A 26,430-nucleotide genomic window follows, 5' to 3' on the forward strand; every position below is an offset into this window, starting at 1 on the left:
TCGACTTTTTATTAATAATTAGAGATATAAAAAGCTCGGAAACCCTTGATTATTATACCGTTGACAAGTTTTTCAAAAACCTGTATGATAGAAAAAAGTTTATTAAAAAGGGGACGTATTTTGAAAAAATATACTATTTCACGTAAACAAACTTTAACTTTAGCTTCCGTTGTTTTAGGAACTGTCTTCACAGGAACGACTATTGCTTCTGCTGATGACGTTGCACCTAGCACAACCCAAGCTGCTCCTGCAGCCACTACAGCAGCAAAATCACCTATCACGGCTGCAACAGAAGAAATCAACGCCAAAGCCAATACACCAGTTGTTCCTGCTGATAAAGCAAAAACTGGGGATATCATCGCTGTGGACGTCAAAAAAACTGGCCCATCTGCTAAAACAGACGGTGCAGACACCACCACTACTTCAACAGCAACCATCAAAACGACTAGCTTAGCAGATCCAAACACACCTGTTGGCACTTCAAAACCGGTCTCATCTACTAAGACAGCTACATCAACCAAGGAAACAGCGGACTACACTGAGACAACAACTGAAACAGTTAATAAAACAACTGTAGTCGAAGTGACAAAAGAAGCCGATGTGGTCAATAAAAAAGAAGTTCAAGCAACATCAGACATCGTCTTTGTCATTGACAAATCAACTTCAATGGATTCTCACATCAGGGATACGATGAAGAATGTCGAGACCTTCGTTCGCAATCTATCGGCAAAAAATATTCAAGCTCGTTTAGGATTGGTTGAATACGAAAGAGCTAGTGAAGTTAAATACCATGATTTCAATGGATCTAAGTTCACAAGTGATCCAGAAAGTTTCATTTCTGCTTTGAAAACCATCAAAACTAAAGGCTACTATGAAAATGCTACTGTTCCATTGCATCATATCGCTACTTCAGGAGACTACAACTGGGGGACTGGGGCAAACAACCATCGCTTTGCTTTCTTGATTACAGATGAGGACATTGATCTTACAAAGGATACACCAACCAAAGAAGCGACACTGAAAGCCCTTCAAGATGCTGGTATCTCTTTGACAGTGGTTGGTGAAACACGTGAAAAAAAAGACTTTGATCCATTGGTCAATGGAACAAATGGTCTCTACCTAGATATCGACAAAAACTTTGCTAACTTGTTGAACGTTCAATTTGCCAATAAAGTCGTTGAAACTGTCCAAAAAGGTCGTGTCTTCAAAGTCCAAACAGACAAGTATGAGTTGATCTCAAAATCTCATCGTGTGGCGAAAGCAAAACCACAAACATCTAGCATCCAAACGCCTGCAACACCGACTCCTACTCCTCAAAAACCGGCTGTTGTAACACCTGCGAAACCGACCGTATTTACACCTGCTAAAAACGAGCCTGTGAAAACGGAAGTTTATATCGCACCAGCAGCTCTTCCTCAAAAAGAAGCAAGTCTTCCAAATACAGGAAGCAAGACCTCAATTGCCTTGACGACTCTAGGTCTTGGTCTTCTTAGCATGAGTGCTGCCTTTGGACTCTCTCGTAAAACAAAGAAAGACTAACATGAAAAAGCCTAATCATCTGATTAGGCCTTTTTCAATCTCTATTTCAAAAACTCTACCATCCATTGCTCTAAACAGTCCATAAATCGTTGAACAGCTGGAGATACTTTTTTTTTTTTAGGGAGGGCCATCCCAAGAGAAACAAAGCGTTTCGGACTGAGCGGAACTTGCACCACTTCTTCTTTCCAGTCTCTTGCGATCATCGCTTGGTTAAAGCTGACTCCTAGACCAACCTTGACCATCTGATAGGTCGTAAAGCCGTCTTTTGTTGTGAATCGTGTCTGCAGATTAAGGCCTTCTTGCTTGATTAAACGGTCTTGGTCTGTATCTTGACCAGGTAAGGTATGGATAAAATCTTCTGTTTCCAGATCTTTAATTTTGTAAGTCTTTTGTTCGGCCTTGGGATGATTTTTCGGCAACCAAGCCACCAAGGAGTCTCGATACAATTCTTTCCAGCTGTACTCTCCACTATCCTGAGGCTCCGCGCACAGACAAATATCGACAGATTTCTCAGCTAGCCACTTGGCAATCTCCTTATTTCCACCTTCTAACAGAGTAATCTGAATGGATGGATAGGTTTCGGAAAATGCTTTTAAGAGGCTAGGCATCCACATGGAGGACACGCTAAAGTAGCAGCCAATTGTGATGGAACCTCTGACTAAGCCCTTGATTTCCTCACTGACTTCGACCGCCACCTGATTGGCATCGACAATCTCTCTAAAATAAGGCAACATCAATTGCCCATTTTCCGTTAAGCGAACGCCCTTTTTGTTGCGGATGAAAATTGGAAAGTCCAACTCTTCCTCTAAACTCGAGATCATCCTTGTAATCCCTGACTGGGTATAGTTCAGCTGTTCAGCTGCGGCTGAAAAAGAGCCGGTCTCACTCGCTACTAAAACAGCTTGGCATTTACTGGCATCCATAAACTTCTCCTCCTTATCTATTCCATTATATCATAGATAAGATGAGTTTTTGCCGTTTGTGTAATATCAAAAATTATTTTAAACTAATAGCATCAATAAAGAAAGAGAAGCAACCAAATGAAAACACAACTGAATTTCGCCAACGACTATTTACAAGGAGCACATCCTAACATCCTTAAGCGGATGATGGAAACCAACCAAGTGGAAATGACAGGTTATGGGACAGACCCGATTACTGAGAGTGCCATTGAACGGATTCGAGAGGCTTGTGACTGTCCCCAAGCAGAAGTTCGCTTTCTTATGGGCGGGACCCAAACCAATCAAATCATGATTGATAGCCTCCTTCAATCTTATCAAGGGGTGATCGCAGCGAAAACTGGGCATGTCAGTGTGCACGAGGCTGGGGCTATCGAGTTTGGCGGCCACAAGGTTCTAGAACTCGATACAGCAGACGGAAAATTGACCGCCCAACAAATCAAAGAAATCATTGAAGAGTACTGGGCAGATGGCAATCACGAACACATGGTCATGCCCGGCATGGTCTACATCTCACAACCGACTGAGCTTGGAACCCTCTATAGCAAATCTGAATTGGAAGCCATTGCTCACGTCTGCAAAGAGCACGAGGTCAAACTCTTTGTCGATGGAGCACGCCTGGCCTATGCTCTGGCTTGTCCTGAAAATGATGTGACTCTAGCTGACCTCGCCCAGCTCTGTGATGCTTTTTACATCGGTGGCACCAAGTGCGGGGCTATGTTTGGAGAAGCGGTGGTCATTCCTAATCCTCGTCTCCTTCCCCATATGACCACTATCATCAAGCAACACGGTGCTCTCCTATCTAAAGGCAGATTGTTAGGCATCCAATTTGACGAATTGTTCAAGGATCATTTATATGATACCATCGGCCAAGACGCGATTACCTATGCCAATCAGATCCGTCAAGCATGTAAAAAAGCAGGACTCCCTCTCTATTTTGAAAATCCGACCAACCAGATCTTTTGCTTGGTGACCAAAGAGCAGATGAAAAAACTCTCTGAGAAAGTGATTTTCTCTTTCTGGGAAAAGTATGATGATGAACTGACCGTTATTCGTTTTGCGACCTCCTGGTCCACTCGAAAGGAAGATGTAGAGGCATTGTGTCAGGTGATTGAGTCACTCTAGGGCTTGAAGGAATCGGTCACCCACCTCATTTATGATATAATAATCCTGATAGAGGGAGGAAACCAATGTTACAAGAACTAGCCTTTACAGGCCAATGGAGACACTATCAAAAACGCGTTCTCGATAAGAGTGACGCTTTTATGGCGGATGGCCATCTGCATTTGGTAGCAGCGCCTGGCTCTGGGAAAACAACCCTGGGTATCGAATTTATCCGGCGCTTTGGTCAGCCAACCCTGATCTTAGCTCCTACTGTCACCATTCGTCAGCAATGGGTGGACCGGATTATCCAGGCATTCCTGAGTGATGAAAGCCAAGCAGAACAACTGATTTCACAAGACTTAAAACATCCTAAGCTGATTACAGTGGCTACCTATCAGGCCCTACACAGCGCCATGAACCAAGTCGTCGGTCAATCGCAAGCTGAGGATACCGATGACCAGGCAGAGATTGAAACATTTGATTTCAAAGGCTTTGATATCTTTACTACTTTCAAAGCCATCTCACTCGGGACACTTTGTTTAGATGAGTGCCACCACTTGCGCAATGAATGGTGGAAGAGTTTGGAAGCCTTTCGTCAGGCCTTCCCAGACTTAAAGATGATCTCCCTTACCGCCACCCCGCCCTATGAAGGGGATCCTGCCCTTTGGGATCGCTATATCCGCATGTGTGGTGAGATTGATGAGGAGATTACGGTTCCCGAATTGGTCAAGGAAGACACCCTTTGTCCTCACCAAGACTATGTCTACTTTGCCTTTCCAACCAAGGAAGAGCAAGAGCAATTGGATGCTTTTAGCCAACAAAAGAATGCTCTCTTGCAGCAACTGACTTCCGATCCCCTCTTTTGCCAACACCTTCAAACCTGCCAGGCCTTATCGGGTCAGATCAGCAATGATGAATTGCTCAATGAGCCTAAGTATCTCTCTGCTACCCTGATCTTTCTTCGAAGCAAGGGAATTGACTTTCCCAAACGTTTCCAGGACCTTTTAGGAGCCAAGAAACTACCTGCTTTCACCCTGGACTGGCTTGAAATTCTCCTGCAAGGTCTGCTCTTTCAGGTGCCTCAATGGTACAATCTACCTGAGGAATACGAGAAGCAACTGCTTCATGAATTAAAAGCAGCCAGCTTGATCGATCGAAAACAAGTTAAACTAGTCCGCAACAAAAAACAAGACCTTCTACTCAACCAATCCCTCGGAAAACTCAATGCGGTTCGAGAGATTTTCAAGGCCGAATACCAGGCTCTTGGAAGCCGACTGCGCCAACTGGTCCTAACAGACTATATTCGTCAAGATTTCGAAGTTCATCTCGGAGATAAAGACGCCCAATTTACTCAATTGGGAGTGCTCTCTTATTTCGAATCCATTCGCAGGGAAAGCATAGAGCAAGCAACTCCTCCTGCCATCGCTGTATTGACCGGTAGCATTGTCATCATCCCTACGATCGCTAAGCCAAGACTAGAGGAGCTGCTAGGAGGGAATAGACTGACTTATCAAAGTGTTGGCCAATTATCTCCTGATGACTTTCTCAAGGTTCGTTTGGTCGGTTCTCAACATGATTTGGTGACAGCTGTGACCCAGCTCTTTCAAGAGGGCCTCATCCAGGTTGTTATTGGAACCAAGTCTCTTCTAGGAGAAGGCTGGGATGCTCCCTGCGTCAATTCCCTGATCCTAGCGAGCTTTGTCGGCAGCTTTATGCTCAGCAACCAAATGCGAGGTCGTGCCATCCGAGTGTGGCCTGAGGATCCAGACAAGACCAGTAACATCTGGCACCTGGTCTCCATCAATCTTTCCCTAAAGAAATGGTATGAAAAGTCCGATCTTGAAAAGGAAGAGATCGAAGCCCTCACTGATCAGTTGAAAGAATACAGTCCTGATCTGGAGCTCTTAGAAAGACGGATGAAGCAATTTTTAGGTCTCCATTACAAGGAGCCCTTCATCGAATCCGGTATCGAACGTCTAGCCTTTGACAATATCCGCTATACCAAAAAACAGTTGCAAAAACTCAATGAAGAAACCTTAGAGCGCTCCACTCATCGTCAAGAGCTCCGAGACGGCTGGCAAAAAGCCCTGCCAATTCTGGAGAATATGGAGATTGCAAATGAGGTCCAAGTGGATAAACACTTCCTGCCCTTGGCCCTATTTTTTGACGCTAGGAAGCTAGCTCGTTGGCTGACGGCCGCCACTTTGACCGATGCTTTCGCCAACCTTTTTTACTATTCACATAGAGGAGGAGGGAATAAAGCGTCTCTAATTCTTCTAGTCGTTTTAGCTGTTCTCGCTCTCCTTGCTTGGCTCCGCTACTATCTCTATAAGAGCCCTTATAAACGGCTAGAAGTCTTTGGTCAGGCTATTCACCAAGCCCTACTCCTCTTTGGGCATATTCAAACTCAGGAGACCCGCATCCAAGTCGTACGAGACAGAAAGGATGCCATCAACACGCTGATCTATTTGAAGGGCGGAACCATGCGGGAGAAGGAACTCTTCTCGCAAACTATGATCGAGTTTTTCGCACCGATTGAAAATCAGCGCTATATCCTGAAAGCACAGGAAAAGGTGTCCGATCAGACAGAATATTTCGCAGTGCCAAGCCTCTTTGACAAACGGAAAGAGGATGCCCAAGCCTTTGTGGCGCAAATTCGAAAGAGTCTGGGCAAGTATGACCTCGTCTATACCCGAAGTGCCGAAGGCCGTGCCATTCTCCTAGATGCGCGCATTAAGGCCCTAGCCAACAAACAAGAGCGCACCTTCACCAAGAAACAAGTGATGTCGAATTTGAAATAAGAATTTATTTCACAATAAAAGAAAAGTCTAGTAGTTTCATTTCTACTAGACTTTTTCATTACTCAAGCACAATCATAGCCTTAATAGTCTTGCGTTCATCCATATCTTTGTATGCCTGATCAATCTCGTCCAAGCTATAACTATGAGTGAAGACGCGACCTGGATTGATATCGCCATCAAGGACAGCCTTAAGCAAGAACTGTTTGTCGTAGGTAGTGACCGAGGCTGCTCCACCTGCCACCGAGATGTTTTGAGCAAAGGTCGAACCAAGGGCACGATTATTGTAATGAGGCACGCCGACAAAACCTAAACGTCCTCCATTGTGAAGAACCCCAAGGGCTTGATCGACAGCTGCTGCGGTACCGACACATTCAAGGGCCGCATCTGCTCCACCTCCGAGGATTTCACGAACCTTGGCAATGCCTTCTTCACCACGCTCAGCGACAACTGCTGTCGCGCCTGACTCCAAGGCCATCTGTTGACGGTCTTGGTGACGGCTCATAAGGACGATTTGTGATGCTCCCCGCATTTTGGCTGCGATCACTGCACATTGACCAACGGCACCGTCCCCGATGACCACTACTTTGTCACCAGGCTTCACGTCTGCTACACGCGCTGCATGGTAGCCCGTCGGCATGACATCAGCCAGCGTCAAGAAGGATTTGAGCATAGCTTCTGTATAATCAGATGGTTGACCTGGAATCTTGACAAGGGCCCAATTAGCAAAGTGGAAACGGATGTACTCTGCTTGCACCCCGTCAGACCAGTTGGTGCCAATATGGCGGTCACAAGTCCCATCATAGCCAGCACGACAGGCATCACACTCCCCACAACCATGGGTGAAAGGCGCAATGACAAAGTCTCCTGGCTTAACCGTTGTAATGGCCTCACCGATTTCTTCCACGATCCCAATAGCTTCGTGGCCACTATTTTGATGACCTGCTTCAATATCCGGATTGCGGTAGCTCCAGAGATCGGATCCACAGACACAGGTGCGAACGATGCGGAGAATGACATCATCTGGCGCTTCGATGCGTGGACGTTCTACTTCTACTAGACCCACTTGCCCAGCTTTTGTATAAACTGTTTTCTTCATAGGAACAACCTACTTTCTATTGCTTACTTACCTACAGTATACACTTTTTCTTAGGCTTCTGCTCGTACCAACTCGTCATTAATGATGGTGATGATCATGCCCATGACCTTGATCCACTTCCAGTTCTTCGATATTTCGCTTGTGGGCGCGGTGGGTCGCCAAGTCTTCATCCACTTCGATGGTAACATTTTGAAATCCACTCTCTTTGAGCAAGGTGCGGATAGACTCTTTACAGACCTCCATATGCTTGACATGCTCCAGACAAACATGGACAATGGCGTTTTTTTCCAAACCATCCATGGTCCAAAGATTGAGCTGATTGATACTAGCGACATGGTCCAACCGCTCCAAATCACTCTTGACTTGCTGGATATCTACTCCTTCTGGCACGGCATCCAAGAAAATCTTGAGCGTGCTCCAAAAACGTGGAATGGCTTTTGACAGAATAAAGATGGAAATGGCAAGAGATAAGAGCGGATCCAGAATATACCAGTCGGTAAATCGGAGGACAATGGCCATTAGGATGACAGCCACCCAGCCCAGAGTATCTTCCAGAAAATGCAGGCTGAGAATGGATTCGTTCTTGGTTTGCCCCTTGCGAATGACGAGACTCGCTAGCACATTGATGCTGACGGCTATGATTCCAAGCCAGAGAATGCCCTCATCGTTGACAGGTTGTGGGTGAAATATTTTCGTTATATTTTCTAAAATAACCAGAACGGACCCTGTCATGAGAATCACTGCCGTTACCATGGCCCCTAAAAGGCTAAAGCGCTTGTAGCCCAAGGTATAGTGGCTGTCTTCTTCACGGTTAGAAATGCTCTCCAAAAAGGCGGAGATCCCAATAGCGATCGCATCCCCCAAGTCATGGACCGAATCCGCAAGGACAGCGCTGGATCCAAAAATCCCTCCTGCAATAAACTCAACAATGGCATAACTCAAATTCAAGAAAAAAGCGATCCAGACCGCATGTTTTGTCTTCATAATCCTATTTCCTTTGTTATAATAGATTCATGAACATCATGTTCATTATCATTATCTAACATTCACAACAGAAAGGATAGGGGCAAACCGTTTAGGGTGTACGTTACTGAACAGTTTGTTCAAAGTGTCCATATGACTGCTCAGGATCGTCGTATTACTAAGACTCGAAAAGCCATCTATAATGCTTTTTTACAACTACTCAATCAAAAAGACTACGAGGCTATCACGGTTCAGGAAATCATAGACCTTGCTGATGTTGGGCGCTCGACCTTTTACAGCCATTACGAGAGTAAGGAATTATTGCTAGATGAACTCTGTCAAAAGCTCTTTCACCATCTCTTTGAGCGTGCTGAACACCTCTCACCACAAGACTATCTAGCTCATATCTTTCAGCATTTCAAGAAAAATCAAGATCATGTGACCAGTCTCTTGCTCTCTAAAAACGATTATTTCATCCGGCAACTGCGAAAAGAACTAGAACACGATGTCTACCCAATGGTAGCCGACGAACTCATCCAATCGTACCCTAACATTCCCCACTCCTATCTCAAACACCTGGTCGTCAGCCATTTCATCGAAACCCTCAGCTGGTGGTTGAAAAAAGGCAAGTCCTACACCGAACAAGAAGTCATCCAATTTTATTTGGAGATTCTAAAAGTGGGCTCGAACTAGAAGGGAGTATTTTCAATGACCAGCGTGCAATTTTACTTTCTATTTCCATCACTCTTCATGCTTCACGAACTGGAAGAAATCATTTGGATGCCATCCTTTGTCAAAAAAATATCAATCCAGTATCCAAACAATCGAATCCTAACTTATTACACTCCTTTTGCTTTCAACTTTATTGTCTTGGAACAATTTCTCATCCTAATGACGTCGCTATATCTTAGTTACCAGTTTAATAACTATAGCATTTACGCAAGCATCATAATCGCTTATATCTACCATGTGTTCGGACATCTGATTCAGACAGTCGTTATTCGAAAATATGTGCCTGGGTTGTTAACGGGCATTTTAACAAGTTTGTTTGCTCTTTGCAATCTCAAAAATGAATTTCCAATTAAACTTTATGGTTACTCTCTTTTTACCTTATTGGTTATTATTTTAAATCTTGTAGTATCATTTATGATTCTTCATAAAATCAGTCATAAAAAATAGTACTCAGGCAATCATATCTTAGAAAGGAAACCCTATGTTCTTCCCCATTCTTCTCGGCTTTTTTACAGCCTTCTTTGCCCTTGCTTTTGTTCTTCTTCACTTATTGGCCTCCCTTTCAGAATTTAAAAAGGGAAATCACACTTTAGGAAATACATTTCTCCTCATCGGAAGTAGCCTTGCGACCTTATCTCTCATCCTCTACTTCTTTTTACCGATTGTCTCTCTAGCCCTTTGGCTGATCGGATGTGGTTTGATTTGCTACGGAGCCTATTGGAATGGAAAACACAAAGGAAACTTCCACCCAGTCCACCACCTGATTCGGATGGGCATCGCTCTGGTGATTACAATTTTATTAGCTCTCATATAAGAAAAGCTCAGGTTTTCAAAAAACTTGAGCTTTTGTAGTTTCTATTTATTATGCCATCAACAGCATGAGAATAGGAATCACCACCATGGTTGCAAGGGTCGTTTCTGTCACCATGACGGCTGCATAGTCACTATCAGCTCCATAGAGTCTGGCAACAACTGGCGCATTGGTCATCACAGGCATAGCGGACTGGATGATAAAGACCTGCTTCATCAAACTTGGAAGAGGCACCCAGTAGACGATGGAGGCCATCAAGAGAGGGGCAACCAGAAAGCGACCTAGTAGAATCAATAGTTGCTCTTTTCCCAGAACCAACTGCTTCACACCTACATGAGACACTGACAAACCGATGAATATCATGGATAAGGGGGTTGTTAAATTGCCCAGGTACTGTAAATCACTGGCTAGAAAAGCTGGCAACTTGATCTGTAGCATCACCAAGACTAGTCCCAAGAGAAAGCCCATAAGGGGCGGAGAAAAGACTTTTTTCAGACTGGTTTTGAGATCAAACTGAGCTTCTCCCTCACCATCTCGCTGAATGAGATAAGTTCCCAAAGTCCAGAAAAAGGTCGTATTACACATGTAATAGATCAAAACATAGGGAATACTGGCATCTCCAAAGAGGGCTTGGTTAATGGGGAGTCCCACGAAGATGGTATTGGAGTTAAAAAACATGGAAATAAAGAGGCCACGACGGTCCTGTCTTACTGCAAAGATCCTTGCTACCCCTGTCGCGATGCCAAGTAAAATAACCATAGACAGGGCAGGAAATCGCAAGGCTGGCAACATTTTAAGTAGATCTGCTGCTGTGAAGCGTTGCGTAATGGTGTAGAGCATATAGCAGGGAAGAGCAACTTGAGTGACCAATTTAGCGAGTAGGCCACGCGACTTGTCATCGAACCAGCCTTTTTCACCAATGATAAAGCCCACTAAAATCATGCCCAGGATGACGAGAATCCCTGATATGCTCCTCAAAAAGATGTCCATGTTCTCCCCTTTTCTTTTTTAAATTTGAACTAAAAAAAAACATTTTTTACAAGTCTCAAAAACTACTCTAGTATATCATAAAAAGAGGTGGGGCAACATGCCCAACCTCATGCATTTTATTAATTGTCACTAATACCCCTTCTTAGCTGCCTTACTCCATTGGTACCAACCAACGAGACTGTTGATAAAGTAAATCAAGAAAAACCAATAAAATGGTGGGGACTATGGCGAAAATAGATGATTCAGTTAAAAAGAAAGTTCCAGAATTGCGATTTAAAGGATTCACGGATGAATGGGAACAGCGTAAGTTGGGAGACAAAGTTCGAATAGTGATGGGACAGTCTCCTAATTCAGAAAATTATACTGATGATCCTAATGGGCGCTAAAAATGCGAAGACCTATGAAGACCTATTTTGTATTAGTCAAACAAAAGATCCAAAAGAAATGGTATATGATTATGACCATGAAATAAAGTAAAACCAAACCGAGTGATCTGAGGAAGCACCCGATGATCATGAAACGTTATTAAACACAAAAGTCACCCATGTGAGTTCTTGCCAGAAGCTGAAGTTAATCCTTCAACCTGGAAAACCCGCAGAGGTGACTTTTTCTATACATCTCGATTTTTCTGGCAATAATCATTAACCGATAAATATGTCTGTGAATCACCCAGCGACTTCGCTATGTCCATAATCCGCGGTGGTAGTAATCCCACTCGCTGGACAAGTTCGTGATCGCTGAATAATTCCCGTGGACTGCCGGCGAAGCCAAACTTCCCGTGTTCCATAACATACACCGACTCAAACTCGGCGGCGACCCAATCCATGTCATGGGTGATGGTCACAACTTGGTGGCCCGAATCAGCCAACTGATGGAAAATTGCGGTCAACTTGCGCCGGCTTTCCCAATCAAGCGACATCATCGGCTCATCAAATAAATAAATCGCCGGATCCACTGCCAAAACTGTGGCAACGCTCAACAGCTTGCGTTCCGACAATGACAGGTCATATGGACTTTCAGCTGTTTTATCATCCAAGCCAACTCTTTTTAGAGCCGCTAAAGCCCGCCTCGTAATCGTGTCGTGGTCATCCATGACCTGCGCGACACTCCACTCCACCTCTCGTTGAACGGTCGGGTTGAAAAGCTGATCGTCAGGATTCTGAAAAGTAATCCCAACCTTCAGTAACTTTTCGACTGGTTTAAGATCATTAAAATTTTCTCCATCGATCTTAATCACACCGGTTTGTGGTGTCAGCAAGCCCGTCAACAATTTGAAGAGCGTTGATTTGCCGGCACCATTTTGGCCGACAATCGCCACCATCGGATCGGCGAAGTGTTTGTCTTCAACATCCAAGCTAAAGGACCGTTCCGGATAAGTGAACGTCAGGTGTTTCAGTTCAATTGTGGACATAACGAACCTCCTTCAGTTCAGCGTCATTCACCGGATACCGGCCATCAGCCAAGTGCCAATCCATTTTTTGAGCAAGTTGCTGGATTGTCGGGGCTGGAATCTGCCAGTCAGCTGCCAAATGATTAAACACCTCACCCGGCCTGCCCTGGGCTACCATTTGACCCTCGTGCAGCACCCACACAACGTCGGCGACTTCGCACAAATCGTCAATTTCACTGGTGACAATGAAGACAGTCGTCTCTTTGACTTGGGCCAGCCATTGGAAAAATTGTCGGCGGCCAAGGGGATCCATCTGACTGGTCGGATCATCCATAATCAAAACAGCCGGGTTAGCCACAATCGCCGTGGCAATTGCCAACCGCTGGATCTGACCACCGGAAAGGCTCTCGGGACGCAAATTCAGCTGTTCAATCAGCCCCATTTGCGTGGCAACTTCTTCAACCCGTTTTTGAATCAGTCCTTCAGCCATTCCCTGATTAATCAAGTCAAAGGCGATTTCATCGGCAACCGTGTCTGCCAACCCGCTTAGTTGGCCAGCTGGATTTTGCAATACAACTCCATTCATGGCATTATAAACCGGCCAATTGTCGGACACTCGCTGGCCAAACATGTGCCAGTCGCCCTCAATTTCAGCAGACACAATTTTGGGAATGACTCCTGCCAGCACACGGCACAAAGTCGATTTGCCGGAGTGGCTATTCCCGATAATCCCAACCACCTGGCCGGTATGAACCTCCGCGTTAATTTGACGCAGTTGTGGTTGCTCAGTACCCGGATAACGGGTGGTCAAATTTTCAATTACAATCCGTTTATCTTCGTCCATATCTTCCACCCAATCAATAAAATTGCCAATCCAGTCAGACCAATGTGCAGCGTCCGCGACAGGCGATACACGCGCTGGGAGGTTCTGACAGTCCGGTTGGGATTATCAAAACCTCTCAGTTGGAGAGAAATCGACCGCGCCATCGATTGATCCAAGGTCTTAATCACCAATGGAATTAGAACCGGCAGGACTGACTTTAATTTCTGAATCAACGTTTTTTGCGGATTGGTTCCGCGAACTTTTTGTGCCTGCTGGATTTTCCGCATATTGCGCATCATTTCCGGCAAAATATAACAGACCGACATCAGAACGTAGACGGTTTTATAAGACAATCCGGACAGTTCCAAATAGGCCGCGTTTTCTGAAATACTCGTGGTCACCATAAAAAAGCCACTGGTCAAAATAATCACCAATACTCGACAACCCAGAGTGGTGGCGTAAATCAGGCCTTCTTTGTAGAACGATACCCCAAGCACAGAAAACAGCACAGTTTGATTCCGACTGTAAAATAACCCTTGGATGATCAGCATGGTGCAAATCAGAAACAGGCTGAATCCCAGCGCCTTAAAGATGGTAGAACTCAATTTGGAAAATAACAATAGCAGTGTTGCGACAAGAATTAATCCGGCCTGAAGCAATAAATTCATACTGGCAAAGCTCAACAACGTCATGTCCAAGATGAACAAGAGCTTAGTAATCGGATCGATCACCTGGTACCACTTGAGCTTGACCCGTGGCGCTCCAGAAATCAATGTTTGATCAGTCATCATTTATCACCGCTAAAGAAGTGCACCATCCGCTTCGGCAACTGACGATAGATGAAGAATGCCAGGTAGGCCACGCAGACTTTATCCAAAATATCCAAGACAAACTCATCGATAAATGAGGCCAGCCACACTGGTGCATGATTGGCGACCATTACCGCAAACAATGAGTCACCCCAAGCGATACCGGTCTGACCACCCCAAAAGATGACGTTGAGTGGCGTTGAAATGACAGCTGAAACGATGGCAATAATAATAGCAGAAACAAATACTCGTCGCGCTGACGAGAACCACCCATTGGCGTGCAAAACTCCGACAGCAATCCCAATTCCGATGCTGGTAATCGCATATACGGTTGAAATTGGCGATAAGGTCAGCCCATAGATCACGTTGTTGATGAAACCACTGATGGCACCGGCAACCGGCCCAGCCAACATGCTGGCAAGAAAGGTTCCCAAAGACCCCAGCCAAACGGGCAACTTTAACCCCTCCGCCAAGGCTTTGGCAACATAGTTAATCCCCACGGCAGCGGGAATCAAAGTCATGGTGGCAGCACTTAACTTAAATTTCCACATACTGGTACGATGAATCGGTTCTGTTTTCATAATTTTCTCCTTTTGTTTTTAAAGAGCCGTGTCTGTTTAGACTTTCGGACGCAACGCTCTATAGATTTTTGATTTGAACCGCTTCTCCTTTCACAGATCCCTTAGTCGACATCAGGGATTTTCTTGAAAATAATTGTTCAACAGTTCACAACTAATCATACTCCGATTTTCATAGAAGTCAAGAATTTTCTGAATTTTTTTTGAAAACGTTCGGGAATTAAAAAATAGAGCAAGCGCCCATGAGAACGATCGCTAGACAATTATAAGAGGCCACTATAAAAAAACAAACACCATTTCTGGTGTTTGTTGTGAACAGAGAAAAACTGTTCTTTTATATAAATCTAATAACTTCTATAAAGTTTTATTTATTAGTATTATTCGACCATCTTCTGAAACTTTCCTCTGTGAGAAAAGTGCTAGAAACAATAATGTTTCTAGCACTCGGAATTATTGAGACCTTAGGCTCAATAATTAGTCATGGAACTTCTTCGAAGTTCGCTGACGTCCGCACTCACCTATGGAAAGTTTCTAAGATGACTTTGTCTTTAATATGAACAAACACCATCTCTGGTGTTTGTTCATATTATAAAGGAAGCACTAGCTTATTTTTTCTTTTTCTTCAAAATATAAGCTGCAATGCTTGCCAAGAAAAAGGCTAAAACTAGGCTAATAATAGAGATGGTCGTACCCGTATTTGGTAAGAATCCTAAGATCTTGCCTGGTTTCTTCGGCTCTGGTTGGCTTGGTTTTTTAGGTTCAGGTTGACCCGGTTTCTTTGGTTCAGATGAACTTGGAGGAGTTGGTTGTTTTGGAGTTTCTTTTGGAACATGCTTGTTAGTAATCACAACATTTCCTTTACCATCCTCGTCGTTACGAGCTTCATAGCCCTTTGGAACACTGACTTCTCTCACTGTATAAGTGATGGTGTTTCCATTTGCTTTTTCATCTAAATCTGCAAAGGTATGGGTCCACTTGTTTTCAGCTGACAATTCTACTTCTTGACCGACTTTTTGATCATTGGCATAGAGTTGAATGCGAATACTCTTCGGACGAATTCCATCCTTGTCATTCTCATCATCCCACTTCTTAGTGACCGTGACGCTTGTCTTACCAGGTGCATGGGTATTGGTAATGGTATAAGCAGCCTGATCAATTGTAGTCGTATATTCAGCTACCTTCTCTTCTTGAAGAGTATAGACGATTTCTTTTCCATCCTTGAATTTTGGTAGACCTGTGAAACTTTCTTTCCAATCTGTCGCATTCGTGAGTTCTTTTTGAGCAACTTTTTCACCATTGGCAAGAAGATTCACAACGATACTTGCTGGACGAAGACCATCTTGATTGTCTTGGTCATTCCAAATCTTGGTCACTGGAATATCGATCACCGCTGGCGTATGCGTATTGGTCAAGATCGTATGAGCAGCGTCAGAGGTATCGGCAGTGACTTGGTAGCCTTCAGGAACAGAGACTTCTTCCACACGGTAGCTGATAGCTTGACCAGCTTTCTTTTCAGCTAATTTGCTAAAGGTATGAGTCCATTGATTGTCCGCTGACAATTCAACTGGGTCTCCTACTTTTTCATCCCCAGCATAGAGTTGAACCTTAATGGATTTTGGACGAAGACCATCTTGGTTGTTGGCATCTTCCCATTTCTTCGTGACTTTCATCTCTGTCAAAGCTGGTTCATGCGTATTGGTCAAGACAACATTGGCCTTGTCCTTATCATTTACCGTTACTTTGTAACCATCTGGGACAGTTACTTCTTTGACTGTATATGCAATTGCTTTTCCAGCTGCCTTGGCATCAAGGTTTTCAAATGCACCTTTCCAGTCATTCGCAGCTGAAAGTTCTAATACTTGATCGGTCGCAAGACCATCTTTGTACAATTGAACTTGAATGCTGGCTGGACGAAGGCCGTCTTGGTTGTCTCCATCTTCCCACTTCTTGCTCACTTCTACTTTGGTCTTTTCTGGTTCGTGCGTGTTGGTCACGACTACTTGACCTGGATTGCTTGCTTCGACGGCTTGTGTGTAGCCTTCTGGAACATCGATTTCTTTGACTGTATAGTTGATAACTTGGCCAGCTTTCTTCTCATCTAGGTTTGAGAAGGTATGGGTCCATTTGTTATCTGCTGACAATTCAACAGCCTTACCAACCTTTTGATCACCAGCATACAATTGAACCTTGATTGTTTTTGGACGAAGGCCATCTTGGTTATTGGCATCCTTCCAGTTTTTCGTAACAGTCAGGCTTGTCTTACCTGGTTTGTAAGTATTGGTAATTGTAGTGCCATCAATCTTAGTGGTGTAATTGTCCACTTTGTCTTCTGTCACTGTGTAGACAACTTTTTGTCCATCTTTATAGACTGGTAGATCTGAGAAGGTATGAGTCCATTCATCTCCTTCACCAGTCAGATCAAGAGCTTGAACCTCTGTTCCATTTGCCAAGAGGTGAACTTTGATGGTAGATGGGCGAAGACCGTCTTGGTTATCGGCATCATCCCAGACTTTCTTGACGGTAACTGTCGTTGTCTCAGGAGTGCGTTTATTGGTGATGGTTGCTTTTCCATCAGTGAAGCTGGCTTCTTCTGTATCGACCGTATAATGAGTCGGTACTTTCACTTCTTTGACCGTATAGGTATTGAGCTTGCCATTGCTGTCTTTATCTGGAAGGTTCGTAAAGTGAGCTTTCCAGTCTGTTGCAGCTGAGACCGTGACTGGTTTTCCTTGCGCTTTTCCATTCTTATAGAGTTGGAATTCGACACTTTCTGGGCGAAGCCCTTCTTGGTTGTCTTGGTCATCCCAAACTTTTGAAGCTTCAAGATCGATATACTTGATATCTGCTTCATTCGCGATTTCTAGAGGAAGAGCTTTTGAGCCAACAGCTTTTCCATCCACCGTGACGTGGTAGATTTGCTTGTCTGCATCATAGGTCACAACCACTGCATGATCTGTTTCATCCAACTTGTAATTTGCAGGTGCCTGTGTTTCTTTGAGCGTATAGGTTCCTTCTGTTAAGGTGTTAAAGGAAAGTTCCCCTTTTTTATCAGAAGTTGCCGTCGCAACAACAGCGCCATTTGCATCTGTTAAAGTAAATTCAGCGCCTTCAAGGACTTTCTTCGGATCATCCTTGTCCACCTTCTTGACTTGGAAAGCAGCCGAGAAGATTTGTGCAGTGACGGTATTAGACTCACGATTTCCTTCATGACCTTTCGCCTTGTAACCAAACTGGTTATGGGCTTGGACTACACCTGAACGACCACCGTTGTCTTCATTATCTTTGGTGCGTTTTTGCATCAAGGCCTTGACTTCATCGGTCAATTCACTTGGATTCACGACTGGGACACCAAAGCTTGCTTCACCACGCGCAGGAATCGTAGTACCAGCATTTGCAACTAACTTGATTCCTGTTACTTGACTGTAATCAGACACAGCTGTCGTCCAGATATCCTTGTCAGCAGCTTGCGCCATGGTATCTGTCGTAACGCCTGTATCAGTTGTATAGTAGACCGTCCATCCTTCTGGAGCTGTCACTGGTCCACGAAGGCTGACCGTGTATTCTGTCATCCGACCAGATCCGTCTAGTGTGTTAACATCTTTTACTTTTGGTAGGACATCATAGACGACTCCGTCTTCTACTGCCTTATCCGTATTATTTTTAATGGTGAGTTTGTAGTTAAAGGTCTCACCTGGTTTGAAGGTACGTGTCACAATCGAAGCGTCTGACAGGTCATCATTTTTAGCGATATATTTGCGTGCATAGATTCCTTCAGCAGCCACAATTGTATAGTTTGATTGGGCATATGGAATCTTATCTGTTGTTAAACCATTTCCGTTCAGATCATACACATCTTCCGTGACCCGATCAGGGTTGGCATTTTCAAGATCGTGGATCCCATTTCCAGCGACATAAACCTTATTGGTGAAGGTCCCACCATCGTCTTTCCCTTTCAGATCGGCCACGATAAATGGTAGACGCACGCGATTAAGATCTTGAAGAGAAGCTTTAATAAACTCTTTTTGATCCAAATGCATGATGAGAGCTGTCCGTCCAGAATTGTGGTAGTTTTCAATGACATCGTAGCTCTTTAAGAATTTCATACCTTTTTCATTAGAGGCAAGGTTTCTTTCAAAATCTTTATAGTCGACTTTAAGGGTATTTGGATCATACAGATCAATGATTCGCAGGTCTCCATAATCCTTATCAGGATCCAAGACCACTTTCGTTGCCATCAAACCAAAACGAATATTTTCTCCATCAGTATAACGAACATCATTGTAATCCGTCGTTTTTGAAATCTCAAAGCTTTCCTTCAAAGGAATCAGCTTAAAGGTCCAATCTGATGTTTGGTCTTTAGCAATATTTGATTGTGTTTGATAAGTGACACGACCTGTATTCTTGAATTCATTCTTGGTCGCATCATTTTCATCGTAACGAGTCTTTTCTGGATCTTTGAAGCTTGTATAGGTATTGAGGCGAATTCCTTGACCAGATTTTAGGACAAAATCATCCTTCATTTCCATCCGCCAACCGACAACGGTTCCATACTTGGTTAAGTCGATAAAACCATTGTCGTCTTTATCGGTTTCTGGCTGAACTTCTTTTTGACTACCATCTTCTAAAGTAAGGATGATGCGTTTCACATATTTGCTAATATACTCACCAATACCGTAATTTCCTTGCATAAGACGAGCGTAATCAATCTTGGTGAATTTTAACCGAGAGTCCACTGTCTCATCATAGAAAACAAAATTCTTTTGTGTCGAAGGAGTTTTATTATCAAAAGCGATGATCCATTTATAGTTTGCTGCTTTATATTCAGTTGAATCATAGACATCACCATCTGCTTTTTTGGCAAAACTTCCAGCCCCTTCCAGGTCACGAGAGGTCAAGCGGAAAATAAGAGAATCTTCAGCTGTAATATCCGGTTCTCCCTCTCCACGATTGGCAGGAATTCCCACAATACTTCCTGAGTTTGTCAAATCCTTACTAAGGACGTCTTTGAGAGTCTGGTCCTTTTCCAAAACTAAATCAGGAAACTTCAAGTAAAGGTAACTTGTATTCTTGATTTTTGCCATGAATTCTTGGTGATAAGCTGCTGGATTACCGTTTGCATCTGCTGTAAACGTCTTAGAAACGGTGCCATCTCCATTATCTACCCAACCTTCAGACTTAGCTGTATCTAAAACTGCTGTCCGGGTATTGCCATTTTTATCTGTATAGGTTGGCAACTTATCGGTAAGCGTTACTGATTCTAATTGACGATATTGTCCCCCATACTGTCCTTGCATTCCCTCCAATTGAAATGCAAATGGAACAGATGATGGGGTTTCAATATAATTTTTTCCGTCAGCCCCTTTGACAACACCAGGCATGGCTTCCGCATAGTCCTTGGACATGGCTTCGTTCAAGTTTTGGTTGATATACTTGGTTAAGCGATAGTCATTGTACTTGGGTTTCCAAATGATATCATTGAGTTTTGCTTCTTGACCATTGATATTCAAGGTACCCGTAATATCCAATGAATAATTGGTCGGTGCATAACCGACTTTAAATTTTCCAATAAATGGTAAAGTCAGGACCTCTGACTTTTGGTAATTGTTAAAGTGAAGTGTGACTTGATAATCATCTCCAACTTTTGTAACCGTTGGTTTGTCATGCTCTGAAGCACTATTGAAGTCAGGGAAACTAACTTCTCGTAAGTACTTTCCAGGAACCTTCAAGGTCACCGTTACTTCATTAATATCCGTTGTCAAATTCTTAGGGGTGATCTGGATATAACCAGACATGGTATCCCCTGTGTAATAGGACATCCCATCTGGATGGTTCTGTTTATCCCCATACATAAGGGTAACATCCAAGGCCCCATTATCCCCGACTGCTAGCTCATTGGCAAAGGCTGTGATCGCCCCTTGACCAAGCTGGCCTAGCATCATGAAAATTGTTAAAATGGCAAAACCTTTTTTCAAAAAGTCTTTCCATAATGAACGAAGCTTTTTCATGTCTTATCTCCTTTACTTTTGTTAGCCTTCCAAAAGGCCCTCCCTTTAATTTTATCACTTATTTTTTAAAATATCCTTTGCTTTTCAAATTAAATCATCACTATTCAATAATATAGACATTATTTGCAATGATGTCTATATTATAAATCACTATCTGGTACTGATTTCCCCTTTCTTCTATCCAAGGGCAAGAAAATAAAACATTTATAAACAAGGAGGAGCAGTCTGCCAATTCTTATTCTTCCTTGATTTTCTTCATACAAAAAAACTCAAACACATCTGCTTGAGTTTTGTACACCCTACTATTGGTTGATTATTTTATCTAACTCTTCACCATTTGAAGGAATCTTTTGTTTTTCCCTTCTCTCTCGTACCCACAGCATAGCTAGTCCAAAAAGGTGACTACCAAACAAGGCAGTCACAAAAATCAGCTTGCCCCTGTCTGGATAAGAGAGAGGGAGGCTGCTAAAGCCATAGCGAGCCCACTCGATAAAGATCGGATGCGAAAAGTAAAGGGCTATACTCATTTGCTTTAAATACTGTAAATCATAGCTTTTCAAAAAGGACGATCGCAGGCAGGCATTGACCAAATAAACGGTCACAAAGGGAAGAAGAAAGAAAAAGTTCTTATCAATTCCTTGGTGTTGAAAAATAATGATCCCTTCTAGACAGAGCAATCCAAAGGCAAGAGCTAGCTTTTGCCAACGGTGAATTCTAAAAGTTTGTGCATGAAAATGGTCATACAGATAATAACCCATATAAATAAAAATGGGCGTGTAAAAGAGACCATTTCGCGCTGTAAAAAATAGGTTGCTGTAGAGCTGGTAACCCTTGAGAAGACTTGTGGTATCCAGATAAGCCGAATAGGTCTCGATCAAGCCCCAGCAGTAAAGAAGAAAGGTGATCAACCCCGTCCAAACCATACCTAGGCGTTTGACCAATTGATTGACCAAAAACAAGCCCAGCAAAAAAGCAGGAATATACCAGAGTTGGTAGCACATTCCCAAGTAGACCAGAGCAATCAAGATTCCTGCTGGAAAGAGATAAACAGGAAGATGGAGACTAGAGAAAAAGAGCCAGGCATAAGGGAGGTAAACGAAACTCCAAAACAAATAGTTTTTTACGATTTTGACCAGATAGGCCTTCATTTTCTTAGAATTCCCTAGGGAGTGTTTGAGGAAAAAGCTGGCACAGACGATAAAAAATGGCACCGCTAGCCGGCCGAGCATACTCTTGAGACCAAAATGCAGTGGCTCATAAGAGGTCAAGCGACCACTATGCACCAAAATCACTGCAATCGCAAAGAGGTATTGAAAAAAGCTGATACTAGAGGTGTTATAGAGGGGATTCTTTTGCATAGTCCTACTCCTTGCCCAAAGCAGTTTCTATGGTTATTTTAGCATGAAAGGGAAGGCCAAGCAAGGAATCTTACATCCTTATCTACCTTTTTTCCTCTATTTTTGATATACTCAAAGCATGCATAAACAAACCATTATTGATTTTAAAGAGCTTGGATTGCGATACCTTTTCACCAAGCCCATAAAGGAATTAAAAACTAGAAACCTCGACCAGGTAGAGGATCTTCTTAGAGAAGTCGAAGCCTACCAGGAGCAAGGCTTTTATGCTGTTGGCTATGTCAGCTATGAGGCTGCTCCTGCTTTTGAGAAGAAGTTTGCTGTCCATCCAGCACCTCTTATGGGAGAGTATCTCCTCTATTTTACTATCCACGAGAAGGTCGAAACCCTTCCTTTTCCAGAGGACTATGAAGCTGTGGATCTTCCAGCCAATTGGAAGGAAGAGGTAGAGGCGCCTGCTTATCAAGAAGCCATCAAGACGATCCATCACCATATTCGCCAGGGAGATACCTACCAGGTCAACTACACTGTCCAGCTTTCTCAAGAGCTAAAAGCAGATCCTTTGGCCATCTACAATCGCTTAGTGGTAGAGCAAAAGGCCCATTACAATGCCTTCATCCAGCACGATGATGTCTCTATCCTCTCCATCAGTCCTGAGCTCTTTTTTGAGCAAGACGACCGGCTACTGACCACGCGCCCCATGAAAGGAACGACGCACCGTGGTCTCACCAACCAAGAGGATCTTCAAGAGGCTGCTTGGCTAGAAGCCGACCCGAAAAATCGAGCAGAAAACATGATGATCGTCGACCTCCTCCGCAATGACATGAACCGGATTTCGGAGATTGGAAGTGAGCATGTGACCCATCTCTGCCAAGTCGAGCAATACTCCACTGTTTGGCAGATGACCTCGACCATTGAAAGTCGCTTACGAGCTGAAATCGACCTGATCCAAACCTTCCGAGCTCTCTTTCCTTGTGGCTCGATTACAGGAGCACCGAAGATCTCCACTATGGAAATCATCCAAAAGACGGAGAAGTCTCCTCGAGGTGTCTACTGTGGAACGATCGGCATCCTTCTTCCAAAAGGGAAACGGATTTTTAATGTAGCCATCCGGACCCTTCAAATGCAGGGGAATCAAGCCATCTATGGCGTGGGAGGAGGCATCACTTGGGACAGCAAATGGGAAGGTGAATACCAGGAAACCAAGCAAAAATCGGCTGTCCTCTACCGGCAAGAACCTCGCTTTGAGCTCCTGACGACTGGCTGCATCCACCAAGGAGAGTTGACTTTCCTCGACCAACATGTAACACGCTTGAGAGAAGCTAGTCGCTACTTTGCATATCCTTATGATGAGTCGAAGCTCCTGAAAGAACTTCAAGAAGAACTCGCTCATTTAGATCTCAACCTTGACTATCGTTGTCGGATTGCCTTGCAAAAAAACGGGACCTTCCACCTAGAGATCACGGAGCTGACCGACTTGCCAGCTAGCTATCTACAGGCCCAACTGACCGAGCAGAAGCTTGATTTAGCGACGCCATTTACTTATTTCAAAACGAGTCAGAGAGACCATCTAGGCCAGTCAGATCACGAGCAAATTTTTCATCTGCCAGACGGAAGCTTGCTAGAAACGACCATTGGCAATCTGGTGCTGGAGATAGAGGGACAACTCTATACCCCACTAGCTCACCTCCCCTTACTCGATGGCATTTATCGGCGCCATCTTCTTGAGACCCAGCAGGTTGAAGAAAAACTCTTAACTCTGAACGATTTAATAGACGCCGATCGTATTTATGCCTGCAATGCTCTTCGTGGTCTCTACGAACTCGATTTTCAAAGAAAGGATTCCTGATGAAACTGATTTTTTTACATGGACTAGGACAGGATGTCCTCTCTTGGCAAGGAGTCCAATTTGCACTTTCACCCTTGCACTCCAAAACTTTTGATATTTTCTCCCATCCAAAAGAAAGCTATCAGGAAGTTAAAGAAAGGTTGATGGAGCGCCTCCAGCAAGAAAGCGAACCCTTTATTCTGGTAGGACTCTCACTAGGTGGCGTGCTCGCTCTTGATCTCTCCAGACAAGACTTCCCGCAACTCAAGGGCTTGGTCCTTGCAGGAACTCAATACAAACTCAACACCAACCCCCTCTATCGGCTCCAGATCCTTCTCTTTCGTCTACTTCCCAAGCATGTCTTTGAAAAACAAGATGCCAATAAACAACAGATGCTTCAAATTTTGACCGAATTAAAAGGGCTCAATTTAACCGATACCGTTAAAGCTTGCTCTCTCCCTAGCTTGGTTATTTGTGGCAGCAAAGATTGGGCCAATCAATCTTCTTCTAAAAAATTGGCCAAGCTCCTGCCAAAAGGCCGCTATCAAGAAATCGCAGACGGAGGTCATCTACTCAATACCGAGAAACCCTATGAACTGGCCCAAGCCATCAAGGAGTTTGTCGCTGGGTTTTAAAATGAAGAGGCTGGGACAAAAGTCCTAGCCTCTCAATTATTTTTGGATTGTCGAGCAAGACGCAGTGGTTGAGTGGGCTCTACTATGCTGATTTCATCAGCTTTTACAGCCCTACTCAACTGTGCGGAGGTGGGACGACGAAATCGAATTCTAACGAATTACCGATTTCTGTCCCACTCTCTTTTTTTAGAAATATTTGAGAATTGCTTGATAGTTATTTGAAAAGCAAGCTGTATACTAAGAGTGTAAAGAAAACAACTAGTCATTTGGACGAAGGAGAAAACCATGGAAAAAGTATTAGAAATTTCCCATTTGAGTAAAAAATTCGGTCATCAATACGCCTTAAATGATGTGAATCTCACCATTCGCAAAGGCGACGTCTACGGACTGATCGGTAAGAACGGAGCTGGGAAAACCACCCTCATCAAGGTCATCACCCAACTAATTCAGGAAACAGACGGAAGCGTCTCTCTCTTTGCTTCTACAAGTCGCTCCCAGTGGACGCAAGCCCTAAAACGGGTTGGTTCCGTCATTGAGAGTCCCGTGGCCCATAAGCATATGACCGCTTATCAAAATCTGGTCTACTATTGCAAGGCTCGCCATATCCCCAATCCCGACCAGGTCATCAAAGAAACCCTGAACTATGTTGGCCTGAATAATACGGGTAAGAAGAAATTCCGCGATTTTTCACTCGGGATGAAACAACGGTTGGGAATTGCGATTGCGCTGATTGCCAAGCCCGACTTCCTCATTCTAGACGAACCCATCAATGGTCTCGATCCTGTCGGAATCAAGGAATTCCGTCAAATGATCAAGCGCCTCAATGATGAACTCGGCATGACCATCCTCATTTCCAGTCACATCCTCTCTGAACTTTATCTGGTTGCCAATCGCTTTGGTATTGTCGACCAAGGACGCCTGATTAAAGAAATTAGCAAGGCTGAATTCGAAGAACAAGGAGAAGATTACATCATCCTCAAGACTAGCCAGCTAGCCCTTGCCAGTCAACTGATCCAAGATCAGCTCCATCATCGCATCAAGGTCATCGATAAGGACGGAGAAATCCATATCTTCGGACAGACTCACGATATTAAAGTCATTGTCAAAGCCTTGGTTAAAGCCGATATTGACGTGGACGAAATCTACTATGCCCGCCAAGATCTGGAAAAATTCTTTACGGACTTGGTAGACTAGTCAACCCACCGTCTTGCATTACTTATCCCACATATTTCATTTAGGAGATTTATCATGTTGCATACTATTCAAGCTGATTTTTACAGACTATTTCGCTCCAAAGGTTTTTGGATTACAGAAGCCATTCTCGTTCTCAACATCCTGTCTGGAGTCATCTTTGGAGCTACCGGCCACGTCGGCGTCAATACAGAATCCAAATTACCCCAAGCAACGGAAGTTTGGACGGGCTTTAAAGCCCTGACCAACTACTCTTCCAGCATCAGTGTGACCATCCTCTTTACCATTATTGTCATCACCTTGGTCCTGGGAACAGACTTAACGCAAAACTTATACAAGAATAGCCTGGCCTATGGGGTTTCGCGTACCAGCTACTACTTTGCCAAAAGCGCCGTTGTCCTGACCATTGCTCTCTTTCAATTTCTTGTTTCTTATGGTCTCGTCTTCTTGATCGCGACTCTCTACAATGGACTTGGCACCATGCCAGAGCACTTCCTTGCTCATTTTGGACTGACCGTGCTGATTCAGTTCCTCTCAACCTTGGCTTGGGTCAGCATCATTTCCTTCCTCCTCTACGCTAGCCAATCCATCACCTTGGCCTTCGTTGGCTACTTCATTGGAAATATCCTCTTAAGCCTTCCTGCGCTTTTCTTTAAAGATATTGACATTCTCCACTATCTAAACTTGGAATTCCAATATTCCATGGTCCAAAGTACGACAGCAACGAACAACACTCTCTCGATTGCCCTTGGATTCATCCTTGTTTTCGGCTTCCTAGGACTCGCTACTTTCAAACACAAAGATTTATAACAAAAAGGCTT

21 protein-coding genes are annotated in these 26,430 nt (G+C 43.9%); 11 read left to right on the forward strand and 10 right to left on the reverse strand.

What is annotated here, in order from left to right; translation table 11 throughout:
• The first annotated feature begins 120 nt into the window (after positions 1 to 120).
• Positions 121 to 1,539 (forward strand): VWA domain-containing protein, encoded by a 1,419-nt coding sequence (locus tag NMM13_RS02605; protein ID WP_070675308.1) that lies wholly within the window; start codon positions 121 to 123, stop codon positions 1,537 to 1,539.
• A 41-nt stretch (positions 1,540 to 1,580) separates the two neighbouring features.
• On the opposite strand, the gene NMM13_RS02610 is transcribed toward NMM13_RS02605, so the two are convergent.
• A complete protein-coding gene (locus tag NMM13_RS02610; RefSeq protein WP_254727427.1) occupies positions 1,581 to 2,462 on the reverse strand; it encodes a LysR family transcriptional regulator in 882 nt (293 codons plus the stop codon).
• 117 nt (positions 2,463 to 2,579) lie between these two features.
• Here NMM13_RS02610 and NMM13_RS02615 point away from each other — a divergent pair, with 117 nt between their 5' ends.
• Both NMM13_RS02615 and NMM13_RS02620 read left to right on the forward strand, forming a co-directional pair.
• Complete coding sequence (locus NMM13_RS02615; protein WP_049490400.1) at positions 2,580 to 3,623, forward strand: low specificity L-threonine aldolase; 1,044 nt, start codon at positions 2,580 to 2,582, stop codon at positions 3,621 to 3,623.
• A gap of 65 nt (positions 3,624 to 3,688) precedes the next feature.
• Entirely contained in the window at positions 3,689 to 6,403 is a 2,715-nt protein-coding gene (locus NMM13_RS02620; protein WP_254727430.1) for a DEAD/DEAH box helicase family protein, read from the forward strand.
• 58 nt (positions 6,404 to 6,461) lie between these two features.
• Here the strand turns inward: NMM13_RS02620 and NMM13_RS02625 are convergent, their stop codons facing one another.
• Positions 6,462 to 7,499 (reverse strand): alcohol dehydrogenase catalytic domain-containing protein, encoded by a 1,038-nt coding sequence (locus NMM13_RS02625; protein WP_118095536.1) that lies wholly within the window; start codon positions 7,497 to 7,499, stop codon positions 6,462 to 6,464.
• Positions 7,500 to 7,577: 78 nt separating this feature from the next.
• Positions 7,578 to 8,483, reverse strand: a complete 906-nt coding sequence (locus tag NMM13_RS02630; protein ID WP_049497949.1) for a cation diffusion facilitator family transporter — start codon at positions 8,481 to 8,483, stop codon at positions 7,578 to 7,580.
• 132 nt (positions 8,484 to 8,615) lie between these two features.
• On the opposite strand from NMM13_RS02630, the gene NMM13_RS02635 reads away from it, so the two are divergent.
• From NMM13_RS02635 to NMM13_RS02645, 3 genes are read left to right on the forward strand one after another with little or no spacing between them, the layout of a single operon-like run.
• On the forward strand, positions 8,616 to 9,155 hold the full coding sequence (locus tag NMM13_RS02635; protein WP_049497948.1) for a TetR/AcrR family transcriptional regulator: 540 nt from the start codon (positions 8,616 to 8,618) through the stop codon (positions 9,153 to 9,155).
• Positions 9,156 to 9,170: 15 nt separating this feature from the next.
• Positions 9,171 to 9,641 carry an HXXEE domain-containing protein gene (locus NMM13_RS02640; RefSeq protein WP_254727433.1) on the forward strand — a complete coding sequence of 157 codons (471 nt, stop codon included), beginning with the start codon at positions 9,171 to 9,173 and terminating at the stop codon, positions 9,639 to 9,641.
• A 34-nt stretch (positions 9,642 to 9,675) separates the two neighbouring features.
• Positions 9,676 to 10,008 (forward strand): hypothetical protein, encoded by a 333-nt coding sequence (locus NMM13_RS02645; RefSeq protein WP_049497946.1) that lies wholly within the window; start codon positions 9,676 to 9,678, stop codon positions 10,006 to 10,008.
• Between the two features lie 48 nt (positions 10,009 to 10,056).
• Here the strand turns inward: NMM13_RS02645 and NMM13_RS02650 are convergent, their stop codons facing one another.
• Positions 10,057 to 10,995: an AEC family transporter gene (locus tag NMM13_RS02650; protein WP_049497945.1), complete on the reverse strand. Its 939-nt coding sequence runs from the start codon at positions 10,993 to 10,995 to the stop codon at positions 10,057 to 10,059.
• A gap of 224 nt (positions 10,996 to 11,219) precedes the next feature.
• On the opposite strand from NMM13_RS02650, the gene NMM13_RS02655 reads away from it, so the two are divergent.
• Complete coding sequence (locus NMM13_RS02655) at positions 11,220 to 11,381, forward strand: hypothetical protein (RefSeq protein ID WP_173018768.1); 162 nt, start codon at positions 11,220 to 11,222, stop codon at positions 11,379 to 11,381.
• Positions 11,382 to 11,605: 224 nt separating this feature from the next.
• Here NMM13_RS02655 and NMM13_RS02660 read toward each other — a convergent pair whose 3' ends face one another.
• The 6 genes from NMM13_RS02660 to NMM13_RS02685 form a co-directional block, all read right to left on the reverse strand.
• Positions 11,606 to 12,406, reverse strand: coding sequence for an energy-coupling factor ABC transporter ATP-binding protein (locus NMM13_RS02660; protein ID WP_049497944.1), 801 nt, complete (start codon positions 12,404 to 12,406; stop codon positions 11,606 to 11,608).
• Positions 12,393 to 13,229 (reverse strand): ABC transporter ATP-binding protein, encoded by an 837-nt coding sequence (locus NMM13_RS02665; protein ID WP_049490421.1) that lies wholly within the window; start codon positions 13,227 to 13,229, stop codon positions 12,393 to 12,395. The genes NMM13_RS02660 and NMM13_RS02665 overlap by 14 nt, the downstream gene beginning before the upstream one ends.
• The gene (locus tag NMM13_RS02670; protein ID WP_171963570.1) at positions 13,205 to 13,996 is read right to left on the reverse strand and encodes an energy-coupling factor transporter transmembrane component T; all 792 of its coding nucleotides are present in this window, start codon (positions 13,994 to 13,996) and stop codon (positions 13,205 to 13,207) included. The genes NMM13_RS02665 and NMM13_RS02670 overlap by 25 nt, the downstream gene beginning before the upstream one ends.
• Entirely contained in the window at positions 13,996 to 14,598 is a 603-nt protein-coding gene (locus tag NMM13_RS02675; RefSeq protein ID WP_003008715.1) for a hypothetical protein, read from the reverse strand. Before NMM13_RS02675 ends, NMM13_RS02670 begins: the two co-directional genes overlap by 1 nt.
• 602 nt (positions 14,599 to 15,200) lie before the next feature.
• Entirely contained in the window at positions 15,201 to 20,600 is a 5,400-nt protein-coding gene (locus NMM13_RS02680) for a Cna B-type domain-containing protein (RefSeq protein ID WP_254727436.1), read from the reverse strand.
• Between the two features lie 302 nt (positions 20,601 to 20,902).
• Positions 20,903 to 21,958 carry an acyltransferase gene (locus NMM13_RS02685; RefSeq protein WP_049490427.1) on the reverse strand — a complete coding sequence of 352 codons (1,056 nt, stop codon included), beginning with the start codon at positions 21,956 to 21,958 and terminating at the stop codon, positions 20,903 to 20,905.
• 118 nt (positions 21,959 to 22,076) lie between these two features.
• Between NMM13_RS02685 and pabB the strand changes: the two genes are divergently transcribed.
• The 4 genes from pabB to NMM13_RS02705 all read left to right on the forward strand — a co-directional run bounded on the left by pabB (position 22,077) and on the right by NMM13_RS02705 (position 26,419).
• Positions 22,077 to 23,804: an aminodeoxychorismate synthase component I gene (gene pabB, locus NMM13_RS02690; protein ID WP_254727439.1), complete on the forward strand. Its 1,728-nt coding sequence runs from the start codon at positions 22,077 to 22,079 to the stop codon at positions 23,802 to 23,804.
• On the forward strand, positions 23,804 to 24,418 hold the full coding sequence (locus NMM13_RS02695; protein ID WP_049506328.1) for an alpha/beta fold hydrolase: 615 nt from the start codon (positions 23,804 to 23,806) through the stop codon (positions 24,416 to 24,418). The genes pabB and NMM13_RS02695 overlap by 1 nt, the downstream gene beginning before the upstream one ends.
• 285 nt (positions 24,419 to 24,703) lie before the next feature.
• A complete protein-coding gene (locus NMM13_RS02700) occupies positions 24,704 to 25,612 on the forward strand; it encodes an ABC transporter ATP-binding protein (protein WP_254727441.1) in 909 nt (302 codons plus the stop codon).
• A 54-nt stretch (positions 25,613 to 25,666) separates the two neighbouring features.
• On the forward strand, positions 25,667 to 26,419 hold the full coding sequence (locus NMM13_RS02705; protein ID WP_021153840.1) for an ABC transporter permease: 753 nt from the start codon (positions 25,667 to 25,669) through the stop codon (positions 26,417 to 26,419).
• The last annotated feature ends 11 nt before the right edge of the window (positions 26,420 to 26,430 follow it).

The sequence above is a fragment of the Streptococcus sp. CF8_St5-11 genome, assembly GCF_024295625.1.
Classification (GTDB): domain Bacteria; phylum Bacillota; class Bacilli; order Lactobacillales; family Streptococcaceae; genus Streptococcus.

Coding starts and splice junctions, on each gene's coding strand:
- NMM13_RS02610 (WP_254727427.1), bottom strand. CDS start 2,462: ATGGATGCCAGTAAATGCCAAGCTGTTTTAGTAGCGAGTGAGACCGGC.
- NMM13_RS02615 (WP_049490400.1), top strand. CDS start 2,580: ATGAAAACACAACTGAATTTCGCCAACGACTATTTACAAGGAGCACAT.
- NMM13_RS02620 (WP_254727430.1), top strand. CDS start 3,689: ATGTTACAAGAACTAGCCTTTACAGGCCAATGGAGACACTATCAAAAA.
- NMM13_RS02625 (WP_118095536.1), bottom strand. CDS start 7,499: ATGAAGAAAACAGTTTATACAAAAGCTGGGCAAGTGGGTCTAGTAGAA.
- NMM13_RS02630 (WP_049497949.1), bottom strand. CDS start 8,483: ATGAAGACAAAACATGCGGTCTGGATCGCTTTTTTCTTGAATTTGAGT.
- NMM13_RS02635 (WP_049497948.1), top strand. CDS start 8,616: ATGACTGCTCAGGATCGTCGTATTACTAAGACTCGAAAAGCCATCTAT.
- NMM13_RS02640 (WP_254727433.1), top strand. CDS start 9,171: ATGACCAGCGTGCAATTTTACTTTCTATTTCCATCACTCTTCATGCTT.
- NMM13_RS02645 (WP_049497946.1), top strand. CDS start 9,676: ATGTTCTTCCCCATTCTTCTCGGCTTTTTTACAGCCTTCTTTGCCCTT.
- NMM13_RS02650 (WP_049497945.1), bottom strand. CDS start 10,995: ATGGACATCTTTTTGAGGAGCATATCAGGGATTCTCGTCATCCTGGGC.
- NMM13_RS02655 (WP_173018768.1), top strand. CDS start 11,220: ATGGCGAAAATAGATGATTCAGTTAAAAAGAAAGTTCCAGAATTGCGA.
- NMM13_RS02660 (WP_049497944.1), bottom strand. CDS start 12,406: ATGTCCACAATTGAACTGAAACACCTGACGTTCACTTATCCGGAACGG.
- NMM13_RS02665 (WP_049490421.1), bottom strand. CDS start 13,229: ATGGACGAAGATAAACGGATTGTAATTGAAAATTTGACCACCCGTTAT.
- NMM13_RS02670 (WP_171963570.1), bottom strand. CDS start 13,996: ATGACTGATCAAACATTGATTTCTGGAGCGCCACGGGTCAAGCTCAAG.
- NMM13_RS02675 (WP_003008715.1), bottom strand. CDS start 14,598: ATGAAAACAGAACCGATTCATCGTACCAGTATGTGGAAATTTAAGTTA.
- NMM13_RS02680 (WP_254727436.1), bottom strand. CDS start 20,600: ATGAAAAAGCTTCGTTCATTATGGAAAGACTTTTTGAAAAAAGGTTTT.
- NMM13_RS02685 (WP_049490427.1), bottom strand. CDS start 21,958: ATGCAAAAGAATCCCCTCTATAACACCTCTAGTATCAGCTTTTTTCAA.
- pabB (WP_254727439.1), top strand. CDS start 22,077: ATGCATAAACAAACCATTATTGATTTTAAAGAGCTTGGATTGCGATAC.
- NMM13_RS02695 (WP_049506328.1), top strand. CDS start 23,804: ATGAAACTGATTTTTTTACATGGACTAGGACAGGATGTCCTCTCTTGG.
- NMM13_RS02700 (WP_254727441.1), top strand. CDS start 24,704: ATGGAAAAAGTATTAGAAATTTCCCATTTGAGTAAAAAATTCGGTCAT.
- NMM13_RS02705 (WP_021153840.1), top strand. CDS start 25,667: ATGTTGCATACTATTCAAGCTGATTTTTACAGACTATTTCGCTCCAAA.